Source organism: Corynebacterium sp. 20-84, assembly GCF_053479455.1.
Genome location: NZ_JBRBCB010000001.1, coordinates 80,350 through 98,153, shown reverse-complemented (window position 1 = coordinate 98,153; position 17,804 = coordinate 80,350). Strand labels below are relative to the sequence as shown.

Here is a 17,804-nt window from a genome sequence, read left to right as displayed (position 1 = left end):
AGGCAGTTAATATGGTCCGCGTGACTGACTTGAAATCTCTCCTGAATGACTCCACCCGCACCAAGGTCGTCGCCGACCTGACCAAGCTGGCGGATACGACCATCAGTAACCAATCCGGTCTGACCGGCATGGCACTGAAATCCGCTGTCGGCGCCGCCAAGAAGGCGGATGCGGATGCGTTGAGCAAGGGCATCAACCAGCTCATGCCGAGCATCGTCGAGGAACTCACACCCCACTGGGAGTCCTACAAAGGTTCCGGCACAGCCAGCTTTGGCGCGCACCTCGCCGACAACGAGGACAGCGTCACCGAGTCCGTGCTCAAGATCGGCGATTCCTTCGCCGACCGCGCGCCGGGTCCGGTGCAGAAGGTGTACTCCTCCATGCGCGGCAAGGTGGGCAAGATCGTCGCCCCTGCACTGCCGGAATTCGGCGACATCATCGAGCGCCACGCGAAGTAGCAAACGCGCACTACACCCGCGCCCAGGCCGCCGTTCACAGAAATTGGTAGCGTGGGCGGGCAAGACACGGGGTGCCCTGCTCAAGCAGGGCTGAGATCACACCCGCCGAACCTGATCGAAGCCATCTTCGCGGAGGGATTGTCTTGCAACGGCCCCCGTGTCCGCTAGTTCCACGTCAACTGGAAGGACACAACATTGACTAGATTCAGCGACGAGCTGCGCGACGCCCACCGCGAGAAGTGGGACGCCGCAGTGGGTCACCGTTTCGTGCAGGAGCTTTTCGACGGCACGATCGACGACGGTGTCATGGCCGGCTACCTCGTGCAGGACTACCGTTTCCTGGACAGCTTCCTGCAGCTGCTCGGTGCAGCAATGTCCACCGCTGACGAGCTCGCCCCGCGTCTGCGTCTCTCCCAGTTCATCGGCGAGGTCGCGGGCGATGAGAACACGTATTTCCTCCGCTCCTTCGAGGAGCTCGGCGTGACTGAGGAGCAGCGCGACAACACCCCGGACACCGCAGCATGCGCCGGCTTCACCGGCCTGATGCGCGAGGCAGCCGAGACCCGCTCCTACGCCGCCGCCCTTGGCGTGCTCGTCGTGGCGGAGTGGCTGTACCTCGACTGGGCCACGAACGCCCCGGAGAAGAGGCCGGAGAGCTTCGTCCACAACGAGTGGATCGAGCTGCACGACTACCCGGAGTTCCACGACCTGGTGGAGTTCCTCCGCAGCGAGGTCGACCGCGTCGGCCCGGACAACCGCGAGGTCGTCGAGGAGTACTTCGGCCGCGCCGTGGCGCTGGAGCTGGACTTCTTCAACAATTCCTACGAGCAACCGCTAGAGGTGTAAAAACATGAATCTCTTGGAGCTTCTCAAGCAGGACTCCCCCGAGTGGGATGCCTACATCCACCACAAATTCGTCGAGGATCTCGGCGAGGGCACTCTGCCCCTTCCGGTCTTTCAGGACTACTTGGTGCAGGATTACCTCTTCCTCGTGCAGTACGCCCGCGCGAACGCGCTCGCCGCGTACAAGTCCCGCACGCTAGCGGAGGTTGAATCCGCGGCGCAGGGCCTGTCCGCCACCATTCATGAGACGAATCTCCACCGTCGCCTGACGGAGCGCTGGGGCATTTCCACCGAGGAGCTTGAGCGCGCGCCAGAGAAGAAGTCCACGGTGGCTTACACCCGCTACGTGCTCGACACGGGCATGGCGGGCGACCTGCTGGAGCTGCAGATCGCGCTTGCGCCGTGCCAGATCGGTTATGCCGAGATCGGCACCTACCTCGAGCCGAAGCTGAAGGAGAACCCGGACCACCCGTACGCGGAGTGGATCCAGGAATACGCCGGCGACGATTTCCAGAACCAAGCAGTAGCCATGACGACGCTTCTCGACGACCTACTGGGGGTGCCAGCCGAGGAGATCAAGGGCACGAAGCGCTTCGAGCGCCTACTGGATATTTTCCGTACGGCGACTCGCCTGGAAGCCGACTTCTGGCAGCAGGCGCTCGACAGCTAGCGCACCCCCTACCCCACTGCCAAACACCTGCTGAACACCGTTCAAAACCTGCTGCATGCTGCTATTTGGCGGTGAGTGGTCTACATTTGTCGCTATGGCTACACCCAGTTCAGTGAACGAACCCGACATCCTCGACATCGCGCGAGAGAAATGCCTGGAAAACGGCGAAGGACTCTCCCAAGGTGAGATCTACCGAGCTCTCACCATCGAGGATGATCGGTTGCAGGAACTACTCGATCTCGCCCACCAGGTCCGGATCAAGCACTGCGGTGTCGAGATCTCTCTCGAAGGCATCATTTCCTTGAAGACCGGCGGGTGCCCGGAGGACTGTAGCTTCTGCTCCCAGTCCGGGCTGTTCGAATCCCCCGTCCGCTCTGTCACGCTCAACACAGCAGAACTAGTCGAGGCCGCGAAGCAGTCCGAGAAGATGGGCGCGAGCGAGTTCTGCATCGTTGCCGCTGTGAAGAGCCCGACGGAGTCCCTGCTCGACCAAGTCGCCCAGGCGATCGTCGCAATCAACAACGAGGTGGACATTTCCATCTCCGCCTCCCTCGGCACACTGACCCGCGAGGATGCCCACCGGCTCTCGCAGATGGGTGTCATGCGCTACAACCACAACTTGGAGACCGCGAAGTCGTTCTTCCCCAACGTCGTCACCACGCACACGTGGCAGGAGCGTAGGGACACCTTGGACAATGTCTTGGCGGAAGGAATGGAGACCTGCTCCGGCGGGATCATCGGTCTCGGCGAGACTCTCGAGCAGCGCGCCGAGTTCGCCGCTCAGCTCGCTGAGATCAACCCGCACGAAACACCGATCAACTTCCTCGACCCCCGCCCCGGGACCCCGTTCGCTGACCGGCCCTTGGTTCCCCAAGGCGAGGCCCTGCGCGCGGTCGCCGCTCTCCGACTAGCCATGCCGTCGACACAGCTGCGTTTTGCCGGCGGTACTGAGCTCGCGCTCGGGGATGACGGCACAGAAACTGGTCTCCTTGGCGGGGCTAACGCCATCATCGGCGGCAACTACCTGACGACATTCGGCCGGCCGATCGAAAAAGACCGTGATGCGGTCGACCGCGCCATGGAGTCTCCGCGGAACCTTCCCATCACGCCCGTCGGACAGAAACAGCGCACCGACCACGGCGTCCTGTACAGCACGTTGAAGTCGCTCTAGTGAGAATCCCCGATTCGACGGAACTGGCCGACGCAGTGTTGAGCGGCGAGATCCAATTACCTTTTGACCCGGCGCGACCCTATGACGCACCCCGGATCTGCCCGTTGTGCGAGCGCCGGATGGTCGTGAAAATGAACCCTGTGGCTTGGGAAGCTATCTGCTCACGCCACGGGATTCTCCGCTCGGAGTGGCTGGAACGCTAGGTTCTGAGCCCGACCCACCCAAACTCAGAGCGACGCCACGAATTTCTCCAGCCGGTCGGCGACCCGCTCCGGCTTACGCGCCCACTTCGTGTGCCCCAGTCCCCCGATCAACTGTTCAACATGAACATTGTCGGGGTCGAATTTATCTGCCAGGTACGCCGCAGATGCCAATGTGCAGTCATCGTCGTCGGTGAAACGGGTGAGCAGAATCGGGACGGTCACCTTCTTCATTCCCGCCTCGTAATCGATGTCTTGGCCCCGCAGATTAGCCAAGGAATTTGAGTGCGCGAACCGGGTCCACTCCTCCACGTGAACACCCGACTGTCGGCCGTACCCGGCTAGGTCGACGCGTCCCGCCGGCCAGTAGCCGACGACCTTGGACACGGCCGTCATGAACAGGCTTCCCAGTGCTACACGACGCCGATCCGCCCCCACGAAGCTCTCCTTGTACGGGCTGCCTGTGCCGACGCCCATCATGCCCACCACATTGAGCTCTTTCGCCTCCGGGCGCGCGAGGAACAGCGACGCCACCTGCCCGCCCATCGAGTGCGTCAGCAGCACCGTCGGGTGGTCTACCGGAAGACCCAGCTCCTCTTTTGCCGCGCGGATCGTCCTGGGATAATCCTCCGAGGCGGTGTCGTGGTAGCCCCAGCGCGCCTTGCGCGACGCTTTGGCCTTGCTCCTCCCCTGCCCGCGGAGCTCACCGATCACGACCGGGTAGCCGCGGTCCGCCAGTTCCTGCGCCGTGGGCCTGAAGTACCGCGCACCCATGCCGAAACCGGGCCAAATAGCAACCAACGGCTTATCGACGTTCCCCGCTCCCCCCTTTGCCGGAAACACGAACACCGGCGAGGTCGTCCCGTCCGGCAAGGTCACATCTGCGTTGACGAAGGTGTAGTCGCGTGAATGACTGTTTTCGCTCATGAAGCTAGTGTGCCAGATCACAGACCTAGATAAGCGGAAACGGCCGCCCGAGCTCATGCTCGAACGGCCGCCAGCCACTTTCTCCATGCTCCTCACGGGGAGGAGCCTGAAGGACTCGATTTAGTTCTGAGAACCCTTACTGCTCGAGGAGTTCTCCGAGTTCTCGGAGCTGCCGGACTTGCCGGAGCTGCCTTTCCTGCGGGAGGAGCCGCGGTCCTGCTGTGCAGAACTACCGCTCTTCGCCGGCTCGCCACCATCAGGCTTGGAAGAACCAGCACCACCGATGGAGGTCTTGGCTTCACCCACTGGGCTGGAGCACCAGTCGTAGAGGACGGCGCCTGCGGCAACCATTGCCAGGATGACACCCGCTCCCTGTCCGATCTTCTGGATGGCCGGGTCATTCGCGTAGCCCTGCAGCTGCGCATTGGCCGCGTTCACACGACTAACAATTTCGTTGAACTGCTCATTGTCGTGACCGTGGTGGCCAAAGCCGAAGTCCGGCGTATTACGACGGATCTCTTCCTGGATCTGCGCATTCAGTGCGTTGAACTGACCCTGGACCTGACCGATGTACGGCTGGGCCAGCTTGCCGCCAACCTGAGAAAGCAGAGCGATCGGGAGCAGCCACAGCAGCGGGGAACGCACCGCGTTACCGAAGCAACGCTTTGCAGTCTCGCTACCGGACGAACCCTGCTGATTCGGATCCTCGGGTTTGCCGGGCTCTTCCGGTTGGGCCAGCTCGTCGGCCTTCAGGTAGCTCGCCTCGATGCGAATCGGGGTGATCACTTCTGCGCCGTCGGTGCGCTCGTAATCCAGCTCAACCGGGGTGACCTGGCCGTTGAAGCCCTTCTCCGGGTCAAAGCTGACTTCGCCGGTCTCCGGGTTGACCTTCCACACGTCCTGGCCTTCGACGGTGAGGGTACGTCCGTCGTCACTGAGGGTTCCGCCGTTGACCGGACGGAATTTCAGTGAGTCGTTGTCCACCAGCGGATCACGCAGCTTCAGTGCCAGCGGCGTATCTGGCTTGCCCTTTGCGATGATCGTGCCACCGACAACCTTGACCTCGACTTCCTTGACCGGGACCTCGACCATGGTCGTTACCGGGTCAGCAGTCTCGGTTTCAGTGATGGTCGTCGGCATCGGCTCACCGGTAACAGTAGTGGTCACCACGGTCGTCTCCGGGTCCGGAGTGATCGTCTTCGTCACGGGCTCGCCCTGCTCGGTAACAGTGGTCGTTACCGGGGACGGCGTCACCGTCGTGGTCAGCAGCGACGTCGCCGGCGTCGGCGTGACGGTGGTGGTGAAGTGCTTCTCAATCACATTCGTGATCGTCGCGGTCACCGTTTCCGTGGTGCGCTCGGTGGTCGTCTCCGTTGTCTTCTCGGTGGATTTCTCCGTCACCGTCGTCGGCACGGTGGTCGGGACCGTCGTCGGAACCGGCTTTTCCACGGTCGTCGGAACCGTTGTCGGCACAGTGGTCGGGTCGACCTTGGTGCCCACGCGGATGATCGCCTTCTTGGGCTCCTTCGTGCGCTCCGTGGTGATCTTGGGCTCGCCGACCGGCTTACCGTCCTTGATCTCCTGGACCGAAGTGATGGTCTCGACTCCGTTCTCGCCTTGCTGGTCCACCTTCTGGGTACCAGCCGGCAGGGAGTCATCCAGGATGAACTCGGTCGGGTATTCCAGCTGACGGGTCTCGCCCCGTTTTTTGGTTTGTGATTTTCAACACCTGTTCACGCAAAGCAAGATGCCCCCGGATGACATGCATCAGGGGGCAACAACTATTCGTCGATAAGCGAAAATGCGCTAAATATCGAGGAAGCGGACGTCCTTTGCCTTGCGCGTGATGAACGAGCGGCGAGCGGCGACGTCATCGCCCATGAGGATGGAGAAAAGCTCGTCGGCGCGCTGGGCGTCCTCCAAGTCCACACGGCGCAGCACGCGGTGCTCCTTGTCCAGCGTGGTCTCCCAGAGCTCACCCGCGTTCATCTCCCCCAGACCCTTGTAGCGCTGGATGCCGTCATCGGTGTTGATCTTACGGCCCGCGTTCAGGCCGGCCTCGAGCTCAGCGTCGCGCTCAGCGTCGGAGTATGCGTAGCCAGGATCGCCCTTGGCCCACTTCAGCTTGTACAGCGGCGGGTTAGCCAAGTACACGTGGCCGTTCGCGATCAGATCCGGCATCAGGCGGTACAACAGCGTGAGCAGCAGCGTTGCAATGTGCTGGCCGTCGACGTCAGCATCCGCCATGAGGACGATCTTGTGGTAGCGCAGCTTCGAGATGTCGAACTCGTCGTTAATGCCCGTGCCCAGCGCGGTGATGATCGCCTGGACCTCGTTGTTATTCAGCACACGGTCGAGGCGGGCCTTCTCCACGTTCAAGATCTTGCCGCGCAGCGGAAGGATCGCCTGGTACATCGAGTCACGGCCCTGCTTCGCGGAACCACCAGCGGAGTCGCCCTCCACGATGAACAGTTCGGAGACTGTCGGGTCCTTCGAACGGCAGTCGGCGAGCTTGCCCGGGAGGCCGCCGAGATCCGTGGCGGACTTGCGGCGCACGGACTCGCGGGCCTTGCGCGCGGCCTCACGTGCCTGGGAGGAGGACACGGCCTTTTTAATGATGACCTTGGCTTCAGCCGGGTTCGCGTCGAACCAGTCGTTGAGGTGCTCGTTCACCGCGCGCTGGACAAAACCCTTGATCTCCGAGTTGCCCAGCTTCGTCTTCGTCTGGCCCTCGAACTGCGGGTCGCCCACCCGGACAGACACGATTGCGGCGAGGCCCTCACGGCAGTCGTCGCCCGTAAGGTTCGGATCCTTATCCTTGATCAGCTTGTGCTCGCGCGCGTAGCGGTTCATCAACGTGGTCAGCGCCGCGCGGAACCCCTCCTCGTGGGTGCCGCCTTCATGCGTGTTGATGGTGTTGGCGAAGGTGTGCACCGACTCCTTGAAGCCGCCGTTCCACTGCATGGCGATCTCAAGCTCGTGCTCGTCGCCCTTCGCCTCAAAGCCGACGGTGGTCGGGTGGATCGCCGTCTTATTGCGGTTCAGGTAATCCACGTAGTCGATCAGACCGTTCGGGTAGTGGTACGTGACCTTCTTCTCGCGCTTCTTCTTGGTGTCCGGCGCGACACCAGTCTCGTCGTCGCTGTCCTCAGTCTTCTCCGTCTCGTTGTCGGTGCCCTCAGAATCAGCGTCGTCGAAAGAATCGCCCTCGACCACCTGGGCGGTGTCGCCCTCTTCGGCGATGGCCTCGAGCTCCAGCTCTTCCTCGGAGACGCGCTCGTCCTTCAAAGTGATCGTCAGACCCTTGTTCAGGAAAGCCATCTCCTGCAGGCGGCGGGAGATCGTGTCGTAGTCGAAATCGACCGTCTCGAAGATCTCCGCGTCCGGCCAGAAACGAATCGTCGTGCCGGTGCCGCGGGCATTATCGCCTTCAACCAAATCCTCGGGGATAGCATTGGTGAAGTTCTGGTACCAGTGCTTTCCGTCGCGCTTGATGTCCGCCTCAACGCGGGTGGACAGCGCGTTCACCACGGAAATACCGACACCGTGCAGGCCGCCGGAAACCGCGTAGGACTCCGAGTCGAACTTGCCGCCGGCGTGCAGCTGCGTCATCACGACCTGGACGGTCGGCGCACCCGACGGGTGCATCTCCACCGGAATGCCGCGGCCGTTGTCCACGACCTGGACACCGCCGTCTGCCAACAGCGTCACCTCGACCTTGTCCGCGTAGCCTGCCATGGCTTCGTCGACGGAGTTGTCCACGACCTCCCACACCAAGTGGTGCAGGCCACGCACACCGGTGGAGCCAATGTACATGCCGGGGCGCTTGCGCACGGCCTCCAATCCCTCAAGGATGGTGATCGATGACGCGTCATAATGCGGTTGTTGTTCGGCCACTTTCCCGAAACTCTCCTGTCACGGCGTGAATACGTCTTTAACCCATGTCATCTTACACGGTTGTGGTCCCCCACAGCTGCAGCGCCAGCTTCAGCGACAGGGTGTTTCACGCGCGTTTTTCCGTACTTACCGGAAGCCGTCAGGTTTTATGAGACCGGTTCAATCACTTTGGGCTCAGTATCCCAGCACGCCTAAGGGCACCACATGGACCCCGCTCGGGAGAGTATAGGCGTACTCAGTTCCTGTAATGACAGCTAGAAATGCAGGCTTACCTACCTTTTCAAGATCGACTCGATGATTAGCCAGTTTCAGCAAACTTTCTTCTGCTTCAGCAATCCTGCTTGAACCTAGCTTTACCTCGCACGCGGCCCACTTAGAATCCTCGGGGTATTCAATGATCGCATCAACCTCTAGTCCAGTGTTGTCGCGGTAGTGATAGACCCTGCCAAAGTCAGCACCGGCTAAAGTCCTCAGATCTCTGATCACCATCGACTCAAATACTTGTCCGAAGTATTCAGGGTCGTTCGACAGCCGATCTACCCCGACGCCTAGAGCTGCACACGCAAGACTCGGATCTGCCAAGTGCAGTTTTGACGAGGTGCGCAAACGCGATCTCGATCGCAAAGACACACTCCAAGCAGGGAGCTCCTCCAACGCGAAAACTTGGTTTAACGCGGACAAGTAAGTAGCTACAGTTTTTGGTTCCGTAGAGGCGCCAGCTGGAGCAATGTCTTTAGCCAGATTCTGGAGTGTTGCCTCGCTCGAAATATTGCGTGCGACGGATGACATCAACCTTCGTACGGCATCTGGGTTATGCCTAACACCAACCACTGCTTCAAGTTCAGCCTCATAGAGATTTTCACAATACGAACGGTTAAAAGCTATAGCCTGTCGTGTCCCAGCTTCCAGCAGTGCGGGCCATCCTCCACGGACAGCCTGTTCCGCCAAGTCCTTGTACCCCAGCTTCGAGGTCGCGCTGACACTCTCACCGATACTCAACTGATTCAAAGAAATTGAACCCGAAGAGGCACCGCTTTCGACTAAAGCCATCGGACGCATGCGTAGCCGAGCAATTCGTCCCGCTCCCGAATGGCGCTTTTCATCGATGTTTGGCGATGATGACCCAGACAGTATGAATTGGCCCTGCTGTTGCCGATCATCGATCTCATGCCTAACGGCATTCCAAATCGACGGGGCTAGCTGCCATTCGTCGATCAGTCGTGGAGTTTCACCTTTCAGAATTTCTGAAGGATTCAATTCCGCCAGCTGCACCATGCTCGGCGATTTATCCAACCGAACGTGACTAGCAGCCTTGGCTAGAGCTGTAGATGTCTTTCCACAACCGCGAGGTCCCTCAATCAAGACTGCACCCATCGCCTCTAAAAGCTCGATGAGAACGGAGTCAACAGCGCGGCATTTATACTGCATAGACCTATAATAACCTGAATCGCAACGATTTCATGACCTGATCTGCAACTGTTTTATAACCTTTTTCGCAACGATTTCATGACCTGAATTGCAATCTACCCGTACGTGTCCCGCGGCCCGCGACCCTTGACATGCAGGGGCCCGTACCGCCAATTCTTGGTCTTCGGCGGGTAGACGTGCAGCTTGGTGATCACGCCGGGCCCGATCTTCTCCGCGATCTGGGACAGGACCGTGGACTGCATGTACTTCAGGTTCGTCGCCCAGGCGGTCTGGTCGCAGGAGATGAACAGCTCGCCGTCTTTGATCATGCTGACTTTGGTGTGTTGCGCGATCTTCTCCCCCACGAGCGCTTCCCAGTTACCCATCACCCAGCCGTGGGCGATCGGTTCGGTCCATTCACGCTGGGAAATCTCTTTTTTGAGCAGTGATCCGAAGCCGGCGACTGTGTATTCCCGCTGTAGAGGGCGCCCGTCGGGGCCGGTCGGACGTCCCCGCTGGAACCTTTTCTTTTTCGCCGGCTCAGGCGTAAGGTCCAAGCCCGGGACGGAAATCTCCGGCGTCGCGGGTTCGTCCGCGCCCATCGCCGCAGCAAGCTTGCCCACCGAGCGACGCGGCACGACATTCTTTCCCTGCCCTGACAGTCGCGGAACCTTCCCACCGCGGCGTTTCGCGGTAGCGCGGAGATTCTCGAACGTGGCGCGGACCAGGTCTGGTTCTTCCGCTCGCGTCACGGGGCTTCCTCGATCCGCGACACGCGCCGCCCGTCGTCGCTGTCCTCCATGACGACGCCGTAGCGCGCGGAGACATGGTCGTCGAGATTTCCAGGCAGATCGTCGCCGACAGCGGCAGTGATGAGCACCTGCTCAGCTTTCTCCGCCACAGACACAAGTCGCTGACGGCGCTTGGCGTCGAGCTCAGCGAAGACATCGTCCAAGATCAGCACGGGTTCCGCGCCGTCGGATGCCAGCAGCGCGTACTCCGCCAAGTGCAGAGACAGCGCGAATGACCAAGTCTCGCCGTGGCTCGCGTACCCCTTCGCCGGCTGGTCACCCAACATCAGCACGAGGTCGTCGCGGTGCGGGCCGACCAGCGTCGTGCCCCGGTCGATCTCCTCCTTGCGCCGCCGCGACAGCTCAGTGAGAAAAGCGGCCTCAAGAATCTCCGGGTCATCACTATCAACACCAGCGAGCTTATCGACGCCCCCATCCACCGTCGACACATAACTAATGCTCGCCGGCCGCGACTCCGGCGCCACCGAGGCATATGCGTCGTGGACGGGTTGGGCGAGCTCCCCCACCAGCTTTTTCCGTCCTGCGATCACCTGCGCGCCAAGAGAGGCCAACTGCATATCCCAGGCGTCGAGGGTGGACAGCGCGCTCGCGCCCTGGTCGTCGTTGTAGCCCCGGCGCAGCAGCATTTTCTGCGAACGCAGCAGCGCATTGCGCTGGCGCAGAACCTTGTCGTAATCGGCTTTCGCCCCGCCGAAGCGCGGCGTGCGGATGGCGGCCAGCCCGTCTAAGAAGCGGCGCCGCTCCCCCGGCTCGCCCACGACGAGCGCCAAATCCTCCGGCGCGAAAACCACTGTGCGCAAAACCCCCAGAATTTCCCGCGGCGTTTTCAGCCGGGTGCGGTTGATCTGCGCCTGGTTCGCTTCCTTCGGCTTGATCAGCAGGTGGGTTGTCAGTTCACGGCCTTCGTTGACCGTGGTGACCGAGACTCGGGCATTCTGCGCGCCCGCTCGCACCAGCGGCTGGTCCTGAGAGACGCGGTGGCTGGACAGCGTCGCCGAGTAGATGACTGCCTCGACGATATTGGTCTTGCCGTGGCCGTTGCGGCCGGAGAAGACTGTGACTCCTTTATCCAGCGCGAGATTCAGCTCCGGCCAGGAGCGGAAATCACGCAGATCGAGTTCACGGACAAACACGTGCTATCCCGGCAGGCGCACCGGCATGAGCAGGTAGGTGAAGTCCGTCGCCGGAGTCTCAAACGTGCCGTCCGCTCCTGCTTCCGGCATTTCCTCCGGCTCGGGAATCATGATCGCCGGGCGGGACGCCTCGGTGAAGCCGAAAACAACGCGCTTCGTCGGAATGACGCTCAGGCCGTCGCGCAGGTAGCCGGAGTTGAAGGCGATGAGCAATTCATCGGCGCCGGTGAAAGCGCACTGCAGCGACTCGGTCGCCTCACCGGAATCGGCGCCGGAGGCGTACAGCGAGACCTCGCCCGGCTTGAAGTGCATGCGCAGCTGCGCGTTGCGGTCGGCCACCAGGCTCACGCGGCGGATCGCTTCCACCAGCGGAGCGATCTCCACTGACGCCATCGAGGTGTGGGTCTTCGGCAGCAACGGCTGAATATTCGGGAATTCCGCGTCCAGCATGCGAGTGGTGGTCTCGCGGTTTTGCGAGTGCAGGCCGAACAGGCCGTCACCGCCGACATTCTCGCCGGTGCCCACCGCGATCTCCACCGGATCCTGCAGGTGGGAATCCAGGGTGCGAGCGTTGTCCAGCAGCGTCTTCGCCGGGACCAGGAGCTTTGCCTGCACGTCGCCTGCTACCGGATCCCATTCCAGGGAGCGCAGCGCCAGACGGAAACGGTCGGTGGCAGCGAGCTTGACCTGGTTGCCTGCAATTTCCATGTGCACGCCCGTGAGCATCGGCAGCGTGTCGTCGCGGCCGGCAGCAGATGCGACCTGGGTGACAGCGTTGACGAAAGTCGAGGTGTCCAGCGTGCCGGTCACCTCCGGCAGCTCAGGCAGCACCGGGTAGTCGTCGAGCGGCATGAGCGGCAGCTCGAAGCGCGCGGAGCCGCCCTGCAGAAGCAGACGCGAATTGTCCACGGATACCTCGACCGGCTTGGCCGGCATATTCGAGACGATGTCCGCCATGAGTTTGCCAGCAACAGCCACACGGCCAGGCTCTGCGACTTCAGCGCTGATGCGCACGCGAGTGGAGACTTCGTAATCGAAGCCTGCCAACTCCAAACCGGTGTCATCTGCCGTGATCACCACGGCGCGGAGCACAGGCTGGGTGTTCTTCGTCGGCAAGTTCCGTGCCACCCATGCGACGGCATCCGAAAGATCGTCTTTGTGCACGCGGAATGACACGTTGTTGTCGTCCATGGTCCTCGTTGCTCCTTGCTAGCGCTGCCGGTCATCGTCAGGTGAGCTCATGTCCAACTCACCTTAAGCGGTGCGTGGTTTCGCCTCAACGGAAGGCTGCCCATAGTCGCGCATTGTCATTCGCTTCGGCGGCGGCAGCCCGGCGGAGTTGTCCCCACGCTCTCTTTCTCTTGGTTTCAATACTAGGAAAAAGATTGGGAGTAACAGTAAGCGTTGTGCAGTCTGTGGATCTCACCTCATTGGTGCATGTCGGATCGGCGTGTCGCTTGTGGGGAGCGGGTGTGCAATTTCTGTGGATAACTCGGCGATGTTGTGGATAACTTTCTCGGGGTCTTCGTTTCCCACAGCGGACGCGTGAAATTCCACCGCCAAATCACAACCTTCTCCCGCGTCTGTGGACAGCGGATTTCGGCTGTGGAGAAGCCAGAAGTGACCAACTCCACTTAATTACAACCGTGGAATTACACAGGTGTGTATAACTCTGTGGATAACTCGATCGCTGCAAAAACCATGCAATTCATGGGCAACAAAAAAGCGCCATTGAGGGGGTGTGTCCCTCAATGGCGCGAGTGCGACGTCGATAAGCGCCGTGCTAGTACGTGATTACCGTTTGTGATTACCGCGCGCGAACGCGATTCTTGATGATCTGGGTGAGCTCCTGGATCTCATCGTATGTTTCGCGGTTTTCCGTCATTTCCTTGCGGATCTTGCGGTCGGCGTACATCACCGTCGTGTGGTCCTTGCCGCCGAATTCCTGGCCGATCTTCGGCAGAGACAAATCTGTGAGCTCGCGGCACAGATACATGGCCAACTGACGGGCGTGCGCGACAACGCGCGTTTTGCCGGCGCCGGTGAGCTTGTCCATCGGGACGCGGAAGAATTCCGCTGCGGCTTCTTTGATTGTCTCCGCCGTGATCGTCACATCCCCTTCGTCCGGGAGGATGTCACGGAGCGCGACTTGGGCGACGTCGAGCGTAATCGGCTCGTTGATCAGCGACGAATACGCCGACACCCTGATCAAAGCGCCCTCAAGCTCGCGGATGGAGGACTCGAATTGCGATGCGATGAGCTCGAGGACGTCCTCGCTCACTCGCGTGCCGTCGGCTGCGGCCTTCTTCATCAAAATCGCAATGCGCGTCTCCAGATCCGGCGGTTGAATATCCGTGATCAACCCGCCCTCAAAGCGCGTGCGAAGGCGATCCTCCAGCGTGGTCAGCTGCTTCGGCGGACGGTCGGACGACAAAATGATCTGCTTATTCGACTGGTGCAGGGCATTGAACGTGTGGAAGAACTCTTCCTGCGTACCTTCCTTGCCTTCCAAGAACTGGATGTCGTCGACCATGAGGATGTCCAAGTCGCGGTAGCGGCGCTTAAAGGATTCCTGCCGGTCGTCGCGCACGGAGTTGATGTAGTCGTTGGTGAACTCTTCCGAGGAGACGTATTTGATGCGCAAGTTCGGCTGCAGCACTTGGGCGTAATTGCCTGCGGCGTGCAGCAAGTGCGTCTTGCCCAAGCCTGATCCGCCCCAGATGAACAGCGGATTGTAGGCGCGGGCAGGATTCTCTGCGACTGCGACGGCGGCGCCGTTAGCGAAGCGGTTGGAGGAGCCGATGACGAAATTCTCGAAGGTGTACTTCGGGTTCAGGCTCATTTCCCGATCGGGATCATGCGCCGGTTTCTCGCGCGGAATGCGCTGCGGCGCCGCGACGATTGGGTGGCTCGATTGTTGGCGGGAGGATTCCTCGACCGGGTTTTCCTGTTGCTGCGCATGAATGCGGGCAAGCTCGTCCAGCCCCATCGGCAACTGTTCTCCCGCCAACGGTGACGGATTCGCTGGCCGCGTGGGTGCTTGCTGCGGCGTCATCGGAAAAGCCGGCTCCGAATAGGTGCTGTACCAATCGTCGGCGGAGCTGTCGGTGTGCTGCGTGTGCTGTGCGGGCTGCGAGGCCGGCTGTTCCTGCGGCGCTGATTGCGGTTCGGGTGCTGGCGCGTTCACTGAGACGGCGAGGTTGCAGGGCTGGCCCATGTGGTGGCTGAGCAGTTCCACGATGTAGGGGCCCAAATTATTCTCCACGACATTCTTCGCGGCCGCGTGGGGCGCGGAGAGAATGCAGTAGCCGTCGACGAGCATGACGGGTGTGACCAGCTGCAGGTATGCGCGGTCGCCCGGGCTGAACGTGGGAACGTGGGAATTCGGGCGTTCGGACAGGTTGAGCAGTTCGGCGACAATGTCTTGCCACAGAGCATTCAAACTCTGCTGGTCGTGTGCCATGAAAGCCTGCTTTCCCTCATACAAATCCCAACAATCAGCCCGCGGCGCGCACGGGATCCCCCGGTTCCGGGCCGTGCATGCCGCGGGCTATTCACAACTCACAGGAGTGTGAACATCGCCCTGAACATGTGAATTCACAATGTTATCCACAGGGTGACTCAAAGTTTATCCACAAGACGTTCATCTTGCTGTGGATAAACCCTGGAGCCAAATTACCGCCCTTGACCTCGTGTTTTACCGCATCTTTCGATCAAGCCTCAAGGTCTGATTGAGGTTTATCCACAGCGGTGGTGGAAATTTTCCTGTGAAGTTGTGGTGATAAAGCTTTCTTACCCTGATCCGCCGCCGACTGTCTAGGCGACCGATCCGTGGCCGGGGCCTCGTTCGCGACGTATGAGAAAGCACGTTCGACACCCCCACCGGTCCCGTGCAGGCTACGTCGGCGTGTCGCGGTTTGACCTGCGGAAAAACACATTGTTGTAATTTCGGGGGTGAACGAATTTGGGGTCAACTACCCCCGCGCGTCGATTTGGCCGGTGCGACGACGATCACGTATCCTGGCATGGTCTGTCGCACTCTGTGACCTCTGCGGTTCCGCGGAAGTCGGGGTGTGCGTGAGAGCATCATCAGCGCCGAGTACCGGGCCGCCCGTGTCGGCGAGTCAGCGCAGATAATGTATGCCACCAGCAAATTCGCTGTAAGAGCATCTCACTTACATGTTTTGAAAATGGCTGCCTCTTCCCGGGAAGGCGCACGCACCGCATCATTCGGTGTGCGCCGCTGGCCGCCGCATAGATTGCAAGGAGTACCCCGCCATGTCTAAGCGGACTTTCCAGCCGAATAACCGCCGTCGTGCACGCAAGCACGGCTTCCGTACCCGCATGAACACCCGTGCCGGCCGCGCCATCGTTTCCGCGCGCCGCCGCAAGGGCCGTTCCAAGCTCACTGCCTAGTTCTTCTAGGCTCATCTCGAGCGCGCTGTGCTGCCCCGTGCCCACAAGCTCACCTCGTCCGCGGAATTCCGCCGGGTGATCTCTAAGGGCGGGCGCGCAGGCACCCGCACCCTCGTGGTGCACTATTACACCCGAACCGACACCGTCATCTCCGGCGGCCCGCGGTTCGGGTTAATTGTGTCTAAGCAGGTGGGCAACGCCGTTGCCCGTCACCGTCTATCGCGACAATTGCGACACCTGTGCATGGAGGTCGCCGAGTCGCTCGACCGGGAAGTGGACATTGTCATCCGTGCCCTTCCTGCGAGTGCCGGTGCCACGAGTGCGCAACTGCTGGCGGACTTGGAATCAGGTGTATCGCGGGCCCGCAAGAAAGCAGCCGCGCGCTCATGACCGATTTCGAGCATTTCAATACTGACGGTGAGCGTATTCCTGCACCATCTGGGCCCGTCGGCCGTGTGATGGTGCGGTGCGTGCGGCTTTACCAAAAACTTTTCTCACCCCTTAAGATGGGATCGACGTGCCGCTTCGAGCCGACCTGCAGCGCGTATGCGCTTGAAGCAGTGTCGAGGCATGGAGCGGCCCGCGGTGGCCTTCTCGCCCTTGCGCGTCTAGCCAAGTGCGGTCCATGGCACCCCGGCGGTTACGACCCCGTACCTATGAACAGGAGTTAGACAACCAGTGCTGAATTTCATCTACTGGCCCATCTCAGCGGTGCTGTGGTTCTGGCACAAGATCTTCGGCTACCTGCTCTCGCCGGATTCCGGCGCCGCATGGCTGCTGGCAATCATGTTCCTGACCTTCACCATCCGTGTCTTCCTCGTCAAGCCGATGGTGAACCAGCTGCGCGCCGGCCGAAAGATGCAGGAACTCCAGCCGAAGATGCAGGAGATCCGCGCCAAATACGGCAAGGACCAGCAAAAGCAGGCGCAGGAGATGCAGCGCCTGTACAAGGAAGCCAACATGAACCCGCTGGCCAGCTGCATTGTTCCGCTGGTGCAAATGCCGGTGTTATTCGGTCTGTTCCACGTGCTGCGCTCCTTCAACCGCACCGGCACCTCCGGCGGCGGCTTGGGCATGACCGTGGAGCAAAACCGCAATACTGCGAATTACATCTTCTCTCCGGAAGAAGTGCAGTCCTTCCTTGATGCGCGCGTCTTCGGCATTCCGCTGTCTTCCTACATGTCCATGCCGGAAGAGCAGTTCGCCGCGTTCGCCCCGTCGGACTTCTCCCGCACCGACATCATCCTGGTTGCGTTGCCGATGGTCATCGCCTGTGTGCTCCTGACCCACTTCAACGCGCGCATTTCGATGAGCCGCCAGCGCGAGCGCATGGCCAAGCGCAAGGCGGAGCAGGCAGCGGCCGGCAAGAAGCAGCCGGAAAGCGGCATGAACTCGCCGGAAATGATGGAAATGCAGATGAAGACCATGAACGGCATGATGCTGTGGTTCCTCCCGGCAACCCTGCTGGTCACTGGTGCTTTTTGGCACATCGGTCTGCTCACCTACATGTTGTCCAACAACATCTGGACCTTCTTCCAGACCAAGATTGTCTACGCCAAGATGGACAAGGAAGAGGCGGAAGAGGAAGAGGCCAAGCGCGAGGCAAAGCGTGCTTCCGCACCGGTCGCTGGCGCCCGTACGGTGGACAACCGTTCCAAGAAACAGCGTCAGCGCGATGCCGCGAAGCAGCGCGCCAACAATAATCACCCGGAAAACAACACGGAAAAGTCCGCGGCGAATGAGCCGGAGAGCAAATCGTCGGACAAGGCTGATCCGGATGGGGATTCCAATGTCGGCCTCAAGCCCAAGCCGGGAGCTAAGCCGAATAACCCGAAGAAGGGCAAGAAGAAAAAGAAGAAGGGGAAATAAG

16 protein-coding genes and 1 pseudogene are annotated in these 17,804 nt (G+C 60.8%); 9 read left to right on the top strand and 8 right to left on the bottom strand.

Features of this window, described 5'->3' with window-relative positions; all coding sequences use genetic code 11:
• Window positions 1-11: 11 nt before the first annotated feature.
• The 5 genes from ACUY2Y_RS00475 (at window position 12) to bsaP (ending at window position 3,345) form a co-directional block, all read left to right on the top strand.
• Window positions 12-458, top strand: coding sequence for a DUF6918 family protein (locus ACUY2Y_RS00475; protein ID WP_448324359.1), 447 nt, complete (start codon window positions 12-14; stop codon window positions 456-458).
• Window positions 459-653: 195 nt separating this feature from the next.
• The gene (locus ACUY2Y_RS00470) at window positions 654-1,304 is read left to right on the top strand and encodes a TenA family protein (protein WP_259901623.1); all 651 of its coding nucleotides are present in this window, start codon (window positions 654-656) and stop codon (window positions 1,302-1,304) included.
• Between the two features lie 4 nt (window positions 1,305-1,308).
• Window positions 1,309-1,971: a thiaminase II gene (gene tenA / locus ACUY2Y_RS00465; protein ID WP_448324358.1), complete on the top strand. Its 663-nt coding sequence runs from the start codon at window positions 1,309-1,311 to the stop codon at window positions 1,969-1,971.
• Between the two features lie 94 nt (window positions 1,972-2,065).
• Complete coding sequence (bioB, locus tag ACUY2Y_RS00460) at window positions 2,066-3,142, top strand: biotin synthase BioB (protein WP_210573629.1); 1,077 nt, start codon at window positions 2,066-2,068, stop codon at window positions 3,140-3,142.
• Window positions 3,142-3,345, top strand: coding sequence for a biotin synthase auxiliary protein BsaP (gene bsaP / locus ACUY2Y_RS00455; RefSeq protein WP_448324357.1), 204 nt, complete (start codon window positions 3,142-3,144; stop codon window positions 3,343-3,345). Before bioB ends, bsaP begins: the two co-directional genes overlap by 1 nt.
• Window positions 3,346-3,369: 24 nt before the next feature.
• Here the strand turns inward: bsaP and ACUY2Y_RS00450 are convergent, their stop codons facing one another.
• The 8 genes and pseudogenes from ACUY2Y_RS00450 to dnaA all read right to left on the bottom strand — a co-directional run bounded on the left by ACUY2Y_RS00450 (window position 3,370) and on the right by dnaA (window position 14,981).
• On the bottom strand, window positions 3,370-4,269 hold the full coding sequence (locus ACUY2Y_RS00450; RefSeq protein ID WP_448324356.1) for an alpha/beta fold hydrolase: 900 nt from the start codon (window positions 4,267-4,269) through the stop codon (window positions 3,370-3,372).
• Window positions 4,270-4,389: 120 nt separating this feature from the next.
• Window positions 4,390-5,967: pseudogene (locus tag ACUY2Y_RS00445) on the bottom strand (G5 domain-containing protein); the annotation flags it as partial.
• Between the two features lie 108 nt (window positions 5,968-6,075).
• Window positions 6,076-8,166: a DNA topoisomerase (ATP-hydrolyzing) subunit B gene (gene gyrB / locus ACUY2Y_RS00440; RefSeq protein WP_448324355.1), complete on the bottom strand. Its 2,091-nt coding sequence runs from the start codon at window positions 8,164-8,166 to the stop codon at window positions 6,076-6,078.
• A gap of 174 nt (window positions 8,167-8,340) precedes the next feature.
• Window positions 8,341-9,594, bottom strand: coding sequence for an ATP-binding protein (locus ACUY2Y_RS00435; RefSeq protein WP_448324354.1), 1,254 nt, complete (start codon window positions 9,592-9,594; stop codon window positions 8,341-8,343).
• A 95-nt stretch (window positions 9,595-9,689) separates the two neighbouring features.
• Complete coding sequence (locus tag ACUY2Y_RS00430) at window positions 9,690-10,325, bottom strand: DciA family protein (RefSeq protein WP_448324353.1); 636 nt, start codon at window positions 10,323-10,325, stop codon at window positions 9,690-9,692.
• Window positions 10,322-11,518 (bottom strand): DNA replication/repair protein RecF, encoded by a 1,197-nt coding sequence (recF, locus tag ACUY2Y_RS00425; protein WP_448324352.1) that lies wholly within the window; start codon window positions 11,516-11,518, stop codon window positions 10,322-10,324. Before recF ends, ACUY2Y_RS00430 begins: the two co-directional genes overlap by 4 nt.
• Window positions 11,519-11,521: 3 nt before the next feature.
• Window positions 11,522-12,709 carry a DNA polymerase III subunit beta gene (gene dnaN, locus ACUY2Y_RS00420; RefSeq protein ID WP_448324351.1) on the bottom strand — a complete coding sequence of 396 codons (1,188 nt, stop codon included), beginning with the start codon at window positions 12,707-12,709 and terminating at the stop codon, window positions 11,522-11,524.
• A 616-nt stretch (window positions 12,710-13,325) separates the two neighbouring features.
• Entirely contained in the window at window positions 13,326-14,981 is a 1,656-nt protein-coding gene (gene dnaA, locus ACUY2Y_RS00415; RefSeq protein ID WP_448324350.1) for a chromosomal replication initiator protein DnaA, read from the bottom strand.
• A gap of 815 nt (window positions 14,982-15,796) precedes the next feature.
• Between dnaA and rpmH the strand changes: the two genes are divergently transcribed.
• Genes rpmH through yidC form a run of 4 tightly spaced genes read left to right on the top strand, consistent with a single transcriptional unit; the run spans window position 15,797 to window position 17,803 of the window.
• The gene (gene rpmH, locus ACUY2Y_RS00410) at window positions 15,797-15,934 is read left to right on the top strand and encodes a 50S ribosomal protein L34 (protein ID WP_076598259.1); all 138 of its coding nucleotides are present in this window, start codon (window positions 15,797-15,799) and stop codon (window positions 15,932-15,934) included.
• Between the two features lie 27 nt (window positions 15,935-15,961).
• Window positions 15,962-16,324, top strand: a complete 363-nt coding sequence (rnpA, locus tag ACUY2Y_RS00405; RefSeq protein WP_448324349.1) for a ribonuclease P protein component — start codon at window positions 15,962-15,964, stop codon at window positions 16,322-16,324.
• Window positions 16,321-16,605 (top strand): membrane protein insertion efficiency factor YidD, encoded by a 285-nt coding sequence (yidD, locus tag ACUY2Y_RS00400; protein ID WP_448324348.1) that lies wholly within the window; start codon window positions 16,321-16,323, stop codon window positions 16,603-16,605. The genes rnpA and yidD overlap by 4 nt, the downstream gene beginning before the upstream one ends.
• Window positions 16,606-16,612: 7 nt before the next feature.
• On the top strand, window positions 16,613-17,803 hold the full coding sequence (gene yidC, locus ACUY2Y_RS00395; protein WP_448324347.1) for a membrane protein insertase YidC: 1,191 nt from the start codon (window positions 16,613-16,615) through the stop codon (window positions 17,801-17,803).
• Window position 17,804 lies beyond the last annotated feature (1 nt).